This window comes from Methylobacterium thuringiense (assembly GCF_022179645.1).
Taxonomy (GTDB): domain Bacteria; phylum Pseudomonadota; class Alphaproteobacteria; order Rhizobiales; family Beijerinckiaceae; genus Methylobacterium; species Methylobacterium thuringiense.
On record NZ_BPRA01000014.1, the window covers coordinates 51,050 to 65,602 of the forward strand.

The 14,553-nt window shown below is 69.3% G+C and carries 11 protein-coding genes; 6 read left to right on the forward strand and 5 right to left on the reverse strand.

The window, feature by feature from the left end:
* Nucleotides 1-105: 105 nt before the first annotated feature.
* Nucleotides 106-1,491, forward strand: coding sequence for an FAD/NAD(P)-binding protein (locus MFF07_RS14955; protein WP_238232293.1), 1,386 nt, complete (start codon nucleotides 106-108; stop codon nucleotides 1,489-1,491).
* An 18-nt stretch (nucleotides 1,492-1,509) separates the two neighbouring features.
* Here the strand turns inward: MFF07_RS14955 and MFF07_RS14960 are convergent, their stop codons facing one another.
* Genes MFF07_RS14960 through metX form a run of 3 tightly spaced genes read right to left on the reverse strand, consistent with a single transcriptional unit; the run spans nucleotide 1,510 to nucleotide 3,932 of the window.
* Nucleotides 1,510-2,007, reverse strand: coding sequence for an AAA family ATPase (locus MFF07_RS14960; RefSeq protein WP_147817156.1), 498 nt, complete (start codon nucleotides 2,005-2,007; stop codon nucleotides 1,510-1,512).
* A gap of 12 nt (nucleotides 2,008-2,019) precedes the next feature.
* Nucleotides 2,020-2,712, reverse strand: coding sequence for a methionine biosynthesis protein MetW (gene metW, locus MFF07_RS14965; protein ID WP_147817157.1), 693 nt, complete (start codon nucleotides 2,710-2,712; stop codon nucleotides 2,020-2,022).
* Between the two features lie 8 nt (nucleotides 2,713-2,720).
* Entirely contained in the window at nucleotides 2,721-3,932 is a 1,212-nt protein-coding gene (metX, locus tag MFF07_RS14970; protein ID WP_238232294.1) for a homoserine O-acetyltransferase MetX, read from the reverse strand.
* A 274-nt stretch (nucleotides 3,933-4,206) separates the two neighbouring features.
* Here metX and MFF07_RS14975 point away from each other — a divergent pair, with 274 nt between their 5' ends.
* The 5 genes from MFF07_RS14975 to MFF07_RS14995 all read left to right on the forward strand — a co-directional run bounded on the left by MFF07_RS14975 (nucleotide 4,207) and on the right by MFF07_RS14995 (nucleotide 10,213).
* Nucleotides 4,207-5,517, forward strand: a complete 1,311-nt coding sequence (locus MFF07_RS14975; protein ID WP_147817159.1) for an MFS transporter — start codon at nucleotides 4,207-4,209, stop codon at nucleotides 5,515-5,517.
* Between the two features lie 75 nt (nucleotides 5,518-5,592).
* Nucleotides 5,593-6,708, forward strand: coding sequence for a pyridoxal phosphate-dependent aminotransferase (locus MFF07_RS14980; RefSeq protein WP_147817160.1), 1,116 nt, complete (start codon nucleotides 5,593-5,595; stop codon nucleotides 6,706-6,708).
* Complete coding sequence (locus MFF07_RS14985; protein WP_147817161.1) at nucleotides 6,701-7,636, forward strand: prephenate/arogenate dehydrogenase family protein; 936 nt, start codon at nucleotides 6,701-6,703, stop codon at nucleotides 7,634-7,636. Before MFF07_RS14980 ends, MFF07_RS14985 begins: the two co-directional genes overlap by 8 nt.
* Before the next feature lie 134 nt (nucleotides 7,637-7,770).
* Complete coding sequence (locus MFF07_RS14990) at nucleotides 7,771-8,943, forward strand: zinc-dependent alcohol dehydrogenase (RefSeq protein ID WP_147817162.1); 1,173 nt, start codon at nucleotides 7,771-7,773, stop codon at nucleotides 8,941-8,943.
* 88 nt (nucleotides 8,944-9,031) lie between these two features.
* A complete protein-coding gene (locus MFF07_RS14995; RefSeq protein ID WP_238232295.1) occupies nucleotides 9,032-10,213 on the forward strand; it encodes an L-dopachrome tautomerase-related protein in 1,182 nt (393 codons plus the stop codon).
* 58 nt (nucleotides 10,214-10,271) lie between these two features.
* On the opposite strand, the gene MFF07_RS15000 is transcribed toward MFF07_RS14995, so the two are convergent.
* Together MFF07_RS15000 and MFF07_RS15005 are read right to left on the reverse strand one after the other, a co-directional pair.
* On the reverse strand, nucleotides 10,272-11,843 hold the full coding sequence (locus MFF07_RS15000) for a PepSY-associated TM helix domain-containing protein (RefSeq protein WP_238232296.1): 1,572 nt from the start codon (nucleotides 11,841-11,843) through the stop codon (nucleotides 10,272-10,274).
* Nucleotides 11,844-11,853: 10 nt separating this feature from the next.
* A complete protein-coding gene (locus MFF07_RS15005) occupies nucleotides 11,854-14,208 on the reverse strand; it encodes a TonB-dependent siderophore receptor (RefSeq protein ID WP_147817165.1) in 2,355 nt (784 codons plus the stop codon).
* Between the last annotated feature and the right edge of the window lie 345 nt (nucleotides 14,209-14,553).

The following is a 14,553-nucleotide window of genomic DNA, read 5'->3' on the forward strand; positions in this document are numbered from 1 at the left end:
TGGATCCGTGCTTTACGGGCCCTTCGGTCGTTCGTTATAGAGAACGAATTGGTTGTGCCGCCCGGTGCCGGGCGGCGCGCGTAGTCCGTTCCGGAGTCTGTCATCATGGGCGCGTCGTCCTCTGCGCTCCCCATCGCCGTGATCGGTGCCGGCTTCAGCGGCACCATGGCCGCGATCCAGCTGCTCGAAGCCCTGCCGCGCGAGCGGCCTGTACTGCTCTGCGAGCGTTCCGAGAGTTTTGCGCGCGGGCTCGCCTACGGCACGGGCGATTTCGGCCACTTCCTCAACCTGCGCGCCGCGAACATGAGCGCGTTTCCGGACCGCCCGCGGCATTTCGAGGACTGGCTCGCGCGCAACGCCGCCTGCCTGCCGCCGGAGGAGGCCGTCGGGATCCGTGCCACCCCGGCCGGCACCTTCGCCTCGCGGCCGCTCTATGGGCGCTATCTCTCTGAAATCCTGACCGAAACCGTCACGAATGGCGGGCCGCCGCGGCTGCGTCTCGTCAACGATGCGGTGACCGATCTCGTGCCGTCCGCGGGCGGCTTCTCGCTGCGCACCGAGGGCGGTCTCGGCCTGCCGGTCGCGGGGGCTGTCCTCGCCATGGGCAACCTCGCCGGCACCGGCGAGCCGCATAGCGCGCACCGCGCCGACATCTGGGCGCCCGAGACCATCGGCCGGCTGCAGCCCGATCAGCCGGTGCTGGTCGTCGGCACCGGACTGACCATGATCGACGCCGTCGTCTCCCTCCGTCGGCGCGGCTTCGCCGGCCCGATCGTCGCGCTGTCGCGGCGCGGCCTGCTGCCGAACACGCATGCGCCGGCCGCGGCGCACCCCGTGCCGAACCTGACCGCGGCAGACCTTTCCTCGCTCGCCACCCTGAGCCGGCGGCTTCATGCCTCCGCCCGCGCGGCCAGCGACGACTGGCGCAGCGTGGTCGACGCGCTCCGTCCGGTGACGGATTTCATCTGGCGCAGCCTGCCGCACTCCGAGCGCGGCCGCTTCCTGCGCCATCTGCGCCCGTTCTGGGACGTCCACCGGCATCGCTCGGCGCCGCCCGCTGCCGACGCGATCGACCGGGAGATCGCCGACGGCAGGCTCACGGTGCGTGCCGGGCGGATCCTGTCGATCGCGGACGAGGCGACCCAGGCCGTCGTGACCCTGAGGCCGCGCGGTGCCGCGGAGCCGGAGCGTCTCGCGGTCCAGTGCATCCTCGACGCCACCGGGATCGGCCGCGTCGGCGAGACGACCGACCCGCTGCTGCGCCGGCTGATCGACCGCGGGCTGGTCCGCCCCGGCGCGTTCGGCCTCGGCCTCGACGTGGGTGCGGATTTCCGGGCGCGCGGACAGCGCCAGGCCGGACCGGTCTGGACGCTCGGGCCTCTCATGCGCGGCGCGCTCTGGGAGTGCATCGCGGTGCCCGACATCCGCAATCAGGCGGTCGACCTCGCCGCCGGCATCGCAGCGGAGCTGGCGCGGGCGGAAGCGGCATAGGCTCGCGTGCGAAGCAGGCTATCGCAGGGGCAATTCGGCCTCGAAGTCCTGCCGACCACGCAGCACGATCCCACGCCCCGAAAATCTTGAGACGAGGGCGAGGCTTCGCGCCCGCCGCTTGCGGTTCCAGGTCAGGGCGAAGCCTAGAAAGGCGAGGTCGAGTTGCTCCCGGCAGCCCTCCGCCATATCGGGCCGCTGCCGCCCGTAGCTTGCGGCGATGCGCCTGAGGATGCGGGCAAGCGACAGCCAGGCTGGCACGTCGAGATAGATCAGAGTATCGGCCGCAGCCAAGCGCGGCGAGATCGTGTCGGTGTAGTTGCCGTCGATCACCCAGGCCGGCAGCGCCGCGATGCGCGCGACTTCGGCGCGAAAGTCGTCCGGCTCCGCTGCCACCCAGCCGGGACGCCAATAGGCCTGATCGAGATGGAACACCGGCAGTCCATGCCGGGCACCCAGCCGCCGGGCGAGGGTGGACTTGCCGCTGCCAGGCGGCCCGAGGATGAGAATGCGGCGCATTCTATCCTCTGTTCACTCGTGGTCCGTGCCGCCGCTGCGCAGCAGAAACACGCCCTGCGCGCCGACGAGGTTCCAGAACCACCACGGCATCGAGTAGCGCATCGGCCGGCCGCGTCCGTCCAGCGCCGTGGCTTTTTCGATCTCGGCGCCGACCGTCCGGCACAGCCCGACGAAGTCGCGGATGGTGCAGTGATGGATGTTGGGGGTCTCGTACCAAGCCTCCGGCATGATCTCGGTCACCGGCATCCGTCCGCGGAAGGCGAGTTCGGCCCGCACCCGCCAGTGGCCGAAATTCGGGAACGAGATGATGACCTGCTTGCCGATTCGCAGGAGATGATCGAGCACGATGCGCGGGTTGCGGGTCGCCTGGATCGTCTGGGAGAGCACGACCACGTCGAAGGCGTTGTCGGGGTAGTTGGCGAGATCCGTGTCGGCATCGCCCTGGATCACCGGCAGGCCGCGGGCGAGGCAGGCGTTGACCCCCGCCCGCGAGAGCTCGATGCCGCGGCCGTCGACGCTGCGCCGGTCGCGCAGCAGTGCCAGCAGCGAGCCATCGCCGCAGCCGATGTCGAGGACGCGTGCGCCGTCCGGCACGAGGCCGAGCACGACGAGATGATCGACGCGGGTGCCGTCGTCCCCGGCATTGCGGGGCAGCGTCTCGATGCTCTTCCACGGCGCACCGGCGACGGCATCGGTCGGTCCCACGCGACCGCTCACAGCCCGCGCGCCCGTGCAGCCGCGTCGACGAAGCCGCGCGCTGCGGAAAAGAGCGCCGGCTCGTCGAGCAGGAAGGCGTCGTGGCCCTTGTCGCTCTCGACCTCGACGAAGGCGACGGGCGCGGCGACGGCGTTGAGCGCATGCACGATCGCGCGGGAATCCGCTGTCGGAAACAGCCAGTCGGAGGTGAAGGCGATCACGCAGAACCGGGTCTTGGAGGCGCGGAAGGCGTTGGCGAGCACGCCGCCATGATCCTCGGCGAGGTCGAAATAGTCCATGGCGCGGGTAAGGTAGAGATAGGCGTTGGCGTCGAAGCGCTCGACGAAGCTCAGCCCCTGGTGGCGCAGGTAGCTCTCGATCTGGAAGTCGGCGTTGAACGAGAAGGTCGGCGCCGCGCGGTTCTGCAGGCGGCGGCCGAACTTGCGGTGCAAAGCCGGCTCGGAGAGATAGGTGATGTGCGCGCCCATCCGTGCGACGCCAAGCCCCTTGGCGGGCCGGGTGCCCTCCTCGAAGTAGCGCCCGTCCGCCCAGGCCGGATCGGCCATGATCGCCTGCCGGCCGACCTCGTGGAAGGCGATGTTCTGGGCCGAGTGGCGCGCACCGGTGGCGATCGGCATCGCGGCGAAGACGCGCTCGGGAAAAAGCGAGGCCCATTGCAGGACCTGCATGCCACCCATCGAGCCGCCGATACAGAGGAACAGGTCGGGGATGCCGAGCCGGTCGAGCAGCATCGCCTGGGCCCGCACCATGTCGCGAATGGTCACCAGCGGGAAGTCGAGGCCGTAGGGCTTGGCCGTCGCCGGATCGACCGAGGCCGGGCCGGTCGAGCCCATGCAGCTGCCGATGACGTTCGAGCAGACGACGAAGTAGCGGTCGGTATCGATGGGTTTGCCCGGGCCGACCAGGGTCTCCCACCAGCCGGCCTTGCCCGTCACCGGATGGCGATGGGCGAAATGCTGGTCGCCCGTCAGTGCATGGCAGATCAGGACGGCGTTGGAGCGCTCCGCGTTGAGCGTGCCGGCGGTCTGGTAGGCGATCTGGAACGGCGCCAGCGCAGCGCCCGAATCCATGGCGAGCGGTTCGTCCGCCCCGAAAAGCGCAACGGGGCTCTTGGGATCGGTCGCCGGCATGGCCTCGTATCCCTGGGGCAAGGGCCTCGCCTCGCTCCGCAAGCCGGCCTCGGCGTCTGACGTCAAGGTGCTGTCCATCGTGCGTTCGGGTGCCGCCCTGAAGAAGCGGCCTGCCCGGCCGGTGGTCGAAGCTTTGCCGAGAGAGACAACGCAGAGGCCGATCGTCTCAAGCGCGAGCGAGGATCCTTGGCCGGATACTTCGGGAGGTAATGTGCCCATCCGCACGCGTCAACGAAAGGGCGATACGCCTGATCGCAGAGGGATATCGGGCACATGGTGCCGCACTGGCCGACGGCCGCCACGACGCGTAGTGCTCGCCCGCGCGCGGCGGGACGCACCGTAAAGGACCACGATGACTGCAATCGACACCGACCCGGCGACCCATCCGGGGCTCGACCGCAAGGCCGTCGGCGCCGTGGTACTCGGCAACGCCCTCGAATTCTACGATTTCACGATCTACGCGTTCTTCGCCGTGCCGATCGGCGCCGCCTTCTTCCCGTCCGACAACGCCACCGACAGCCTGCTCGCCTCTCTGGCCCTGTTCGGCATCGGCTACGTGATGCGGCCCGTGGGCGGTATCCTGATCGGCGCCTTCGCCGACCGGGCGGGCCGCAAGCCCGCCATGCTGATCACCATCGCGCTGATGGCGGTCGGCATGCTGATGCTGGCGCTGACGCCGGGCTACGCGGTGCTCGGCGGCTGGTCGCAGGCCATCGTCATCGCCGGACGGCTGATCCAGGGGCTGGCGCTCGGCGGCGAGGTCGGACCCTCCACCGCCTACCTGCTGGAGGCGGCGCCGCCGAAGCAGCGCGGCTTCGTCGCCAGCTGGCAGATCGCGAGCCAGGGCTGCGCCGCGCTGATCGCAGGTGTCGTCGCCACGCTGCTGACCCTAGCCGTCGGCGACCACGCCATGGCAGAGTGGGGTTGGCGCGGGATGTTCCTGCTCGGCATCGGCATCGTGCCGGTGGGCCTCGTCATCCGCAGCCATCTGCCGGAGACGGCCGGCGAAGCGAAGGACCCGGCAGCCGCCGACTCGACGCTTCAGGTCGTGGTGCGGCTGGTGCGCGACCACGGCCGCCTCCTCGCCCTCACCTTCCTCGTCATCGCGGCCTCCACCGTCTCGAACGCCATCGGCACCAACATGCCGGTCTACGCGCAGGCGACGCTGGGCTTGACCGAGACCGTCTCCACCGCCGTGCCGATCGCGCTCGGGCTCGCCTCGATCGTGTTTCCGCTGCTGGGCGGCTGGCTCGCCGACCGCGTCGGCCGGCGCCCGGTGATGATTTTTCCACGCGCCGCGATCGTCGTCTTGGCGGTGCCGGCCTTCGCCTGGCTCGTCCACGCCCCCACCGCGCTGAACGTCTACGCCGTGACCTTCCTGATGTCGGCGCTGTCCTCGATCAACGCGGCGGCGATCATCGTCGGCATCCCGGAATCGCTGCCGCGCAACGTGCGCAGCGCCGGCCTCTCGATCGTCTACGCCTTCTCGGTCTCGATTTTCGGGGGCAGCACCAACTGGGTGATCAACAAGCTGATCGCCGTCACCGGCGACCGGCTGGCGCCGGCCTACTACCTCGTTGCCTTCAGCGTGGTCGGTACGATTGCGGCGATGCTGATGCACGAGACGCGGGGCAAGGATATCGACGCGAATACGGAGGCCTGAGCAGGCCGACTCCACGGCGACGCGAAATGCTGTAGACGACGGATATCCGTCGCCATCCGTCAGCAATCCGTCGCCATGTCCGTTGCCGAATCCCTCCGCCCCGTGCCCCGCCCCGGCGTGCTCGCCATCGAGGCCTATGTGCCCGGCAAGAGCGCGGCGCCGGGTGTGGCCAAGATCCACAAGCTCTCCTCGAACGAGACGCCGCTCGGCCCGAGCCCGCAGGCCGTCGCGGCCCTGCGGGCGGAATCCGAGACGCTCGCGCTCTATCCCGATGGAAACGCTACGAAATTGCGCACGGCCATCGCGGCCCGCTACGGGCTCGATCCGGCACGCATCGTCTGCGGCGCAGGCTCCGACGAGCTGCTGAGCCTGCTGGCGCTGGCTTATCTCGGCCCCGGCGACGAGGGCATCTTCTGCGAGCACGGGTTTCTCGTGTACCGCATCGCGATCCTGGCGGCCGGCGGCATCCCGGTGGTCGCGCCGGAGACCGATCTGACGGCCGACGTCGACGCGATCCTCGCCGCCGTGACGCCGCGCACTAAGATCGTCTACATCGCGAATCCGAACAATCCCACAGGCACTTACCTGCCCTTCGACGAAGTCCGCCGCCTCCATGCCGGTCTGCCGGGCGACGTGCTGCTGGTGCTGGACGGCGCTTATGCCGAGTATGTCCGCGCGAACGATTACGGCGCCGGGCTGGAGCTCGTGCTGGAGTCGCAGAACGTCGTGATGACGCGGACCTTCTCCAAGATCCACGGCCTCGCGGCGCAGCGCATCGGCTGGATGGTCGGGCCGGAGGGCGTGGTTGACGCGCTCAACCGCATCCGCGGCCCCTTCAACGTCTCCGCCGGCGCCATCGCCGCCGGGGCTGCCGCGATCGGTGACGAGGCGCATGTCGCGGCGGCGATCGCCCATAACGATCAATGGCTCGGCTGGCTCGTAGAGCAGGTCCGCGGGCTCGGCTACGCGGTGACGCCGAGCGTCGGAAACTTCCTGCTGATCCACTTCCCGGACGAGCCCGGACGCACGGCAGCCGATGCCGACGCCCACCTCACGCGGCAGGGGGTGATCGTGCGCCGGGTCTCGGCCTACGGCCTGCCGAATGCGCTTCGGGTCACCGTCGGCAGCGAGGAGGCGAACCGCGCTTTCGTTGCTGCCTTGGCCAGTCACGGCGATCATCGGGATGCGTGACAGGCTGCATACCGTGGCCGTCGTCGGCCTCGGCCTGATCGGTTCGTCGATCGCCCGCGGCGCGCGGACCTATGGACTTGCCGAAAACCTCGTCGCGGTGGACCGCGAACCGGCCGTGCTCGAGCGGGTCCGGGCGCTTCGGCTCGCGGACCACGCCACCGGCAGCCTCGCGGAGGGGGTGGCCGGGGCCGACCTCGTGATCCTGTGCGTGCCGGTCGGCGCGATCGGCGCGGTGGCGGCCGAGCTTGCGCCGCATCTGAAGCCCGGCGCGATTCTCTCGGACGTCGGCTCGGTGAAGGGCTCGGTCGTCGCGGCGGTGATGCCGCATCTCAAATCCGACAACGCCTTCGTGCCGGCCCATCCGGTGGCGGGCACCGAATATTCCGGCCCCGATTCCGGCTTCGCCACGCTGTTCCAGAACCGCTGGTGTATCCTCACGCCGCCGGAGGGCACCGAGCCGGAGGCCGTCGCCGCGGTGACGGCGTTCTGGGAGGGACTCGGCGCCATCGTCGAGACGATGAGCCCCGAGCATCACGACCTGGTGCTCGCCATCACCAGCCACGTCCCGCACCTGATCGCCTACAACATCGTCGGCACCGCCGCCGACCTCGAGACGGTGACGCAGTCCGAGGTGATCAAGTTCTCGGCCGGCGGCTTTCGCGATTTCACCCGCATCGCCGCCTCCGACCCGACCATGTGGCGCGACGTCTTCCTCACCAACAAGGACGCGGTGCTCGAGATGCTCGGCCGCTTCAACGAGGACCTCGCGGCGCTGACCAAGGCGATCCGCTGGGGCGACGGCGACGCCCTGTTCGATCTCTTCAGCCGCACCCGCGCGATCCGGAAGGGCATCGTCGCCATGGGCCAGGAGACGGCCGAGGCCGATTTCGGCCGGGCACGGCCGGATGGGACCGGCGCGGGCCGGTAGACGGCCGCGACCCGCGAGCGGTGCGACATACGGCGCGGCCCGACGCGCGGATCGCAGAGGAACATTGATGGCCCGCCCGCGGATGCCCTGATGCGCCTCGACCGGGGCGCCTCTCAGCATTCCGGAGACGCGTCATGAAAGCACTGTGCTGGCACGGCAAGGGCGACATCCGCTGCGACACGGTGCCGGACCCGCAGATCGAGGATGTCCGCGACGTCATCATCAAGGTGACGTCCTGCGCCATCTGCGGCTCGGACCTCCACCTCATGGACGGGCAGATGCCGACCATGGAGGCGGGCGACGTGCTCGGCCACGAGTTCATGGGCGAGGTCGTCGAGGTCGGCGCAGGCTTCACCAAGTTCAAGAAGGGCGACCGCATCGTCGTCCCCTTCAACATCAATTGCGGCGAGTGCCGCCAGTGCAAGCTCGGCAACTACTCGGTCTGCCAGCGCTCGAACCGAAACGCCGAGATGGCCGCCGCGCAGTTCGGCTACACCACCGCCGGCCTGTTCGGATATTCGCACATCACCGGCGGCTATGCCGGCGGACAGGCCGAATACGTGCGCGTGCCGATGGCCGATGTCGCGCCGATGCTGGCGCCCGAGGGCATGGACGACGAATCCCTGCTGTTCCTCACCGACATCCTGCCGACCGGATGGCAGGGCGCGGAGCATTGCGAGATCCAGGGCGGTGAGATCATCGCGGTCTGGGGCGCCGGTCCGGTCGGCCTGTTCGCGATCCAGTCGGCCAAGGTGCTCGGCGCCGAGCGCATCATCGCCATCGACACGGTGCCCGAGCGCCTCGCCCTCGCCCGCACCTACGGCGCCACCGACGTCATCGACTTCATGAACGAGGACGTGTTCGAGCGGATCAAGGAGATCAGCAAGGGCGAAGGCGCGGATGCGGTCATCGACTGCGTCGGCATGGAAGCCTCCGCCGGACATGGCGTCGCCAGCCTCGTCAACACGATCCAGGAGAAGCTCACCTCCACCCAGCGTCCCTACGCCCTCATGGAGGCGATCAAGGCGGTCCGGCCCTGCGGCATCGTCTCGGTGCCGGGCGTCTATGGCGGGCCGATCCCGGTCAACATGGGCATGATCGTCCAGAAGGGCCTGACGATGAAGAGCGGCCAGACCCACGTGAAGCGTTACCTGGAGCCGCTGACCAAGCTGATCCAGGAGGGCAAGTTCGACATGACCTCGATGATCTCGCACCGCTCGACGAACCTCGCCGACGGACCGGAGCTCTACAAGACCTTCCGCGACAAGACCGACGCCTGCACCAAGGTGGTCTTCCACCCGAACTGATTGCTGCACAGCGCCTCGGCCCGAACTTCGGCCGGGCCGAGGCGTTGCACGGTCCCGTTTCCTCAAGCTCCCATCGCACGAGTTCGTCATGACGCCCTTCAAGGCCCGCACGCTGTTGTCCGCGTTGCTGCTCGGTACCGCCCTGCTGTCGCCCGCCGCGGCCGAGGCACCCTCCGGCACCCTCACCAAGGTCGCGAGCTTCGAGCATCAGGTCACCGGCGTCACCGTGGCCAGGGACGGCCGCATCTTCGTGAATTTTCCGCGATGGACCGACGATGCTCCGGTCTCGGTCGCCGAGGTGAAGGACGGCAAGGTCACGCCGTTTCCCGATGCGGAATGGAACGGCTGGCGCAACGCGAAGAAGGACGCGGTCGACCCCAAGAACCACTTCGTCTGCGTGCAGAGCGTGGTGGCCGACGGGCAGGACCGCCTCTGGGTCGTCGACGCCGCCGCCCCCGCCATGGCCGCGACGGTGAAGGACGGCCCGAAGCTCGTCGCGATCGACCTGAAGACCAACACGGTCGCCAAGACGATTCCCTTCGATGCCGGGGTCGCGCCCCAGGGGTCGTATCTCAACGACGTGCGGATCTCGCCCGACGGCAAGACCGCCTATCTGACCGATTCCGGCGCCGAGGGCGCGCTGATCGTAGTCGACGTCGACAGCGGCCGGGCGCGCCGTGTGCTGGCTGGCGATCCCACCACCATGCCCGATACGAGCGTGACCGTGACCTATGACGGCAAACCCCTGCGCCGGCCCGACGGGCGCGGCGTCGAGTTCTCGGCCGACGGCATCGCGCTCTCGCCCGACGGGGGGACGCTGTACTGGCAGGCGATCAAGGGCAAGACGCTCTACAGCCTGCCGACCGCGGCCCTGACCGGCTGGATCACGTCCGCGGTGGTCCCGGACGCGTTCACCGACAGGAGCCTGTCGGGCAAGATCACGACGGTGGGCGAGAACGGCCCGGCCGACGGTCTGATCATCGCGAAGCGCGACGGCCGCCTATACGTGACCTCGCCGCAGGACGACGCGATCAAGGTGCGCACCCTCTCGGGCACGAATTCCGGCCTGACGACGCTGGTGCAGGACCCGCAGCTGCGCTGGCCCGACACCTTTTCCGAGGGACCGGACGGCACGCTCTACGTGACCACCTCGCACATCCAGGATTCGGCCTTCTACAAGGAGGGCGCACCAGCCTCCCTGCCGACCGAACTCTGGAGCTTCAAGCCGGGTGAAGCGGCGGTGGCCGGCCCGGCCAGCGCGCCGCGCTGAAGCCGAGACCCGGCTTTCGCCGATCGGCAGCAATATCCGTCGCGCGGCGCGGTCCGCTTCAGCGCTGAGGCAGGCCGTGCGCCGGCTGCAGGCGTGGCGTCGCCCGGGAGGGTGCCGTCCGCCGCAGCCGGATCTTGTAGCCGGCATAGGCAAGGCACCCGCTCAGGGCGAGCATCACCGCATCGAAGCCGAGGAACGGGCCGGCGGCGGTCGGGCTGCCGAACAGCGGGGCCCCGCCGGTCGTCAGCATGTCGGCCAAAGCCACGCCGAAAAACAGCACGGCGCTCGCGAAGAAGCACTCGCGCCAGGCGCGTGCGGGGCCGCGCAGCAGGGCGTGGAGCGCCAGCACGACCCAGGCGGCGAAAAAGACGCGGACTTCCCAGTCGGCGCGCTCCGCGAGCCCCGTCGGGAGCAGCCGGTTGGCGAGGAAGTAGGCGGCGACGCCGGCGGGCATGCCGGCGATGGTGCCGACGTTCAGCATCTCGACCAGGCGCTGACCGAAGCCGGCCTGCGCGCCGGGCTTCGGCACCCGGGCGACCGACCACAGCACGAGGCCGGTCGCCACCATGGCGGTGCCCATCAGGCCGCAGACGAAGAACAGCAGGCGGAGCGCCGTCCCTGCGAAATGCGCCTCGTGCAGGCCGACCATGGTCGCGAAGGTGCCCACCGCCGGCTTCATCGCGCCGGTGGTCTCGATCACCGCGCCGGTGACGCCGTCGAAGGCGATCTGGGGATGGCGGTGCATCAGCCCGTGCGGCTCCTCGAACACCGCGACGACGACGGCGTTCGCGTCGCCGGGATTCTGGACGGTGAGCCGCTCCAGGGTCTCGGCGTTCAGGGCGAGCGCCCGCTCGACCATCGGCCCGAACGGCGCCAGGGGCGCCGGGCTCTTGGCCGGCGGGCGCGCGGCCGTGACCTGTCCAGACGCGGCGTAGAACTTCTGGGCGTCGCCGTCATAGGCGACCGTGACGCCCCAGGGCATGTACATCAGCGCCAGGGTGACGAGCCCGGTATAGGTGATCATCAGGTGGAACGGCAGCGCCAGCACGCCGGTGACGTTGTGTGCGTCGAGCCAGCTGCGCTGCGCCGACTTCGCCCCCCGCCGGAAGGTGAAGAAGTCCGAAAAGATGCGGCGGTGGGTGACGATGCCGCTGAGCAGCGCCACCAGCATCGCCATGGCGCAGATGCCGACGATCCAGCGGCCCCAGAGCGGCGGCATGCTGAGTTCGAAGTGGAAGCGGTAGAAGAAGTCGCCGCCCTTGGTCTGGCGCACCGGCATCGGCGCGCCCGTCGCCGGGTCGAGCGTCGCCCATTCCGGCGGCATTCCCGGCTTCGTGCGCCAGATCGCGTCGACCACCGGGTGAGCCGGCGTCGGCAGGGTGATGAACCAGGAGCGCGCGCCCTTGGCGGCGGTCTCGAGGTGCGTCCGGGCGAAATCGGCGGCGCGGCCGAGGCCGGCGGCCTCGAGGGGCGCGGCCGCGGCGGTCAGTTCCGGCCGCATCCACTGCGAGATCTCGGGCCGGTAGTAGCTCGCGGTGCCGGTGACGAAGACTGCGAACAGCACCCAGCCGACCACGAGGCCGGACCAGGCGTGCAGCCACGCCATCGATTGCCGCAAGCCGTTGCGCATCGTCGATCCCTTACCAGCGGTAGCGGAGCGTCGCGTAGACCGTCCGCGGCAGCCCGTAATAGCAACTCGTGTAGCCGTTGCAGCCGCTGACATAGGTCTCGTTGAGCAGGTTGTTGGCGTTGATCTGCGTGGTGAAGCCCTGCAGCGTCGGGTCGAGGTGCTTCAGGTCGTAGGAGACGACCGCGTCGACCAGTACGCTCTCCGGCACCTGGAAGGTGTTGGCCGCATCGCCCCAGGACGGCCCGAGATAACGCACGCCGCCGCCGAGCCCGAGGCCGAGCAGCGGACCCTCGGTGAAGCGGTAATCCACGAACAGCGAGGCGGTCTTGTCCGGCACCAGCACCGGGCTGCGGCCCTGGAGGGGCACCATCTGCCCCGTCACGTCGTTCAGGATCCGGCCGTCGTCGCGGACGTTGCGGATGTCGAGAAGCGAGAAACCACCGATCAGGGTCAGGCTCTCGGTGATGTTGGCCCGCGCCTCGAACTCGACGCCCTGCACGCCGACCTCACCGGTCTGCACGACGAAGCCCTGGCGCTGCGGGTCGGCGGTGGTGCGGTTCGACTGGCGGATGTCGAAGGCCGCCGCGGTCAGCAGGATGTCGGTGCCGGGAGGCTGGTACTTGATGCCGGCCTCGTACTGGTCGCTCAATTGCGGGTCCGGCACGCGCCCGACGGTGCCGAAGGCGGTGTCGAAGACCCGGCCGGCGACGATCGGCTCGAAGGCCTGACCGTAGGACACGTACGGCGCCACGCCGGACTCGAACAGGTAGAGCAGGCTCGCCCGGTAGGTCATGGCGTCGGCCGGCGCGTCCTGGCGCGTCAGCGTGCTCGTGCCGGCGGCGAAGTTGAAGGCGCGCGTGGGCCCGGTCTGGCGGGCGACGTCGTAGCGCCCGCCGAGCGTCAGGACGAGCCGGTCGAACTTCGCCTGATCCTGGAAGTAGATCCCGGTCTGCTGCGCATCGACCCGCGAGGCCGTGTTGAAGGCTGGGACCGCGATGTTCATCGCGTAGTTCGGCGCCAGCACGTTGAGGTCGGGCGCGGCCGGGAAGGGCGAACTGAGCGTCCGGGTGCTGAAGGTACGGTGGTCCACGCCGACGAGTGCGGTGTGGGCGATGAAGCCGGTGTCGAAGTTCGCCACGACGTTCGAGTCCATCGTGTAGGCTTCGGCGTCAACATTGGTGGCGATGACTGCGCGCGGCAGCAGCGGGCCGGAGGCGGTGGGGCCGTTGTTGACGTTGAAGGCGCTGTAGACGCTGCGATAATCGCCCTCCGTGCGCAGGTAGCGCCCGGCCGAGTGGAAGCGGATGTTCTCGTTCACGCGATGGTCGAACAGGTACTCGATCGAGGCCTGGGTCCGGTCCGAGCGCTCGATGTTGCGGTCGCCGTCGTAGAAGTTCACCGGCAGGCGGCCGACGAAGCCGCTGCCGAAGTTGCGCGGAAACACCGTGCCCACCGCCGGAAAGCCGCCGTAGAAGCCCGAATACGGGTCGCGCTGGTAGTTGCCGATGATCGTGAGCGAGGTGTCGGTGGAAGGCCGCCACGTTACGCTCGGGTTGATGAGCGCGCGCTCGACCTCCGTCGTCACCGCCGGGCCGTCGCCCTTCCAGCCGAAGCCGACGACGCGGTAGGCGAACTGGTCGGCGAGTCCCGGCACGTCCGACGCGATCGGGCCGCCGACGTCGAAGCCGCCGCGGACCTCGTTGAAGCCGCCGCCCTGCACGAAGACCTCGCCGTGCTGGACGAAGCGCGGCACCTTCGAGACGAGGTTGACGATGCCGCCCGGCCCCGACTGCCCGTAGAGCACGGAGGCCGGCCCCTTGATGACGTCGACGCGCTCGAGCCGGTAGGGGTCGATCGTGGCGTTGGCGTCGCGCCCGCCGACCAGCGCCATGCCGTCGAGGAAGACCGGGGCGTTGAAGCCGCGGATCAGGAACTGCTCCAGCCGGGTCGAGCCGGCGCCGCCGCGCTGCTCGGTGGTGACGCTCGGGGTGTAGCGCAGGGCCTGGTTGATCGAGAGCGCGTTCTGGTCCTCGATCTGCTTGCGGCCGATCACCGAGATCGACTGCGCTGTCTCCAAGATCGGCGTGTCCGTCTTGGTGGCGACGGTGCTGCGCGTGGCGACGTAGCCGGGCACGGGGCCGACCGCGCCGCCGCGCTCGTACAGGGCGCCGCCGAGGTTGCGCCCGCCGCCTTCGCCGGTGACGCTCAGTTCCTCGATCTCGATGTCGTTCCCCGGGCGGCCCTGGGCGAACGCCGCGCCGGGCCCGATCAGGGCGCAGGTCGTCGACAGCAATGCGATCCAGAGCGAACGGCCCAGCGGCCGGGGGGCGATACCGGACACAGCATTCGGGTAGTACCGGTTCATGGTGTCGATCCTCAACGCAGCACAGAACGGCAGGATAGTGCCGGACTCGTCATGGCTTCACGGCGGTGTGATCGACCTATTGGATACTCTATCCAGAACGACAATTTCTATGTTGTGGAACGGTTATAAACTCGGGTGCGGCAATGCGGGATTGGATGATACCGGCTCGCCGCCCGTGCGCCTCCGTCGAAGGGGCGGCGGGGTCTGCGACCGCTTCCATCGTCCGATCGCCGACGCATGCGCGGGCTCATGCGGCCTGTGCGATGTGATGAAATGGTGACACTTTCGGTAGCACCTCGACGCCAGCGGTTGCAGGCTTCGGGTCCCGGCCTGCACGCGATGGCC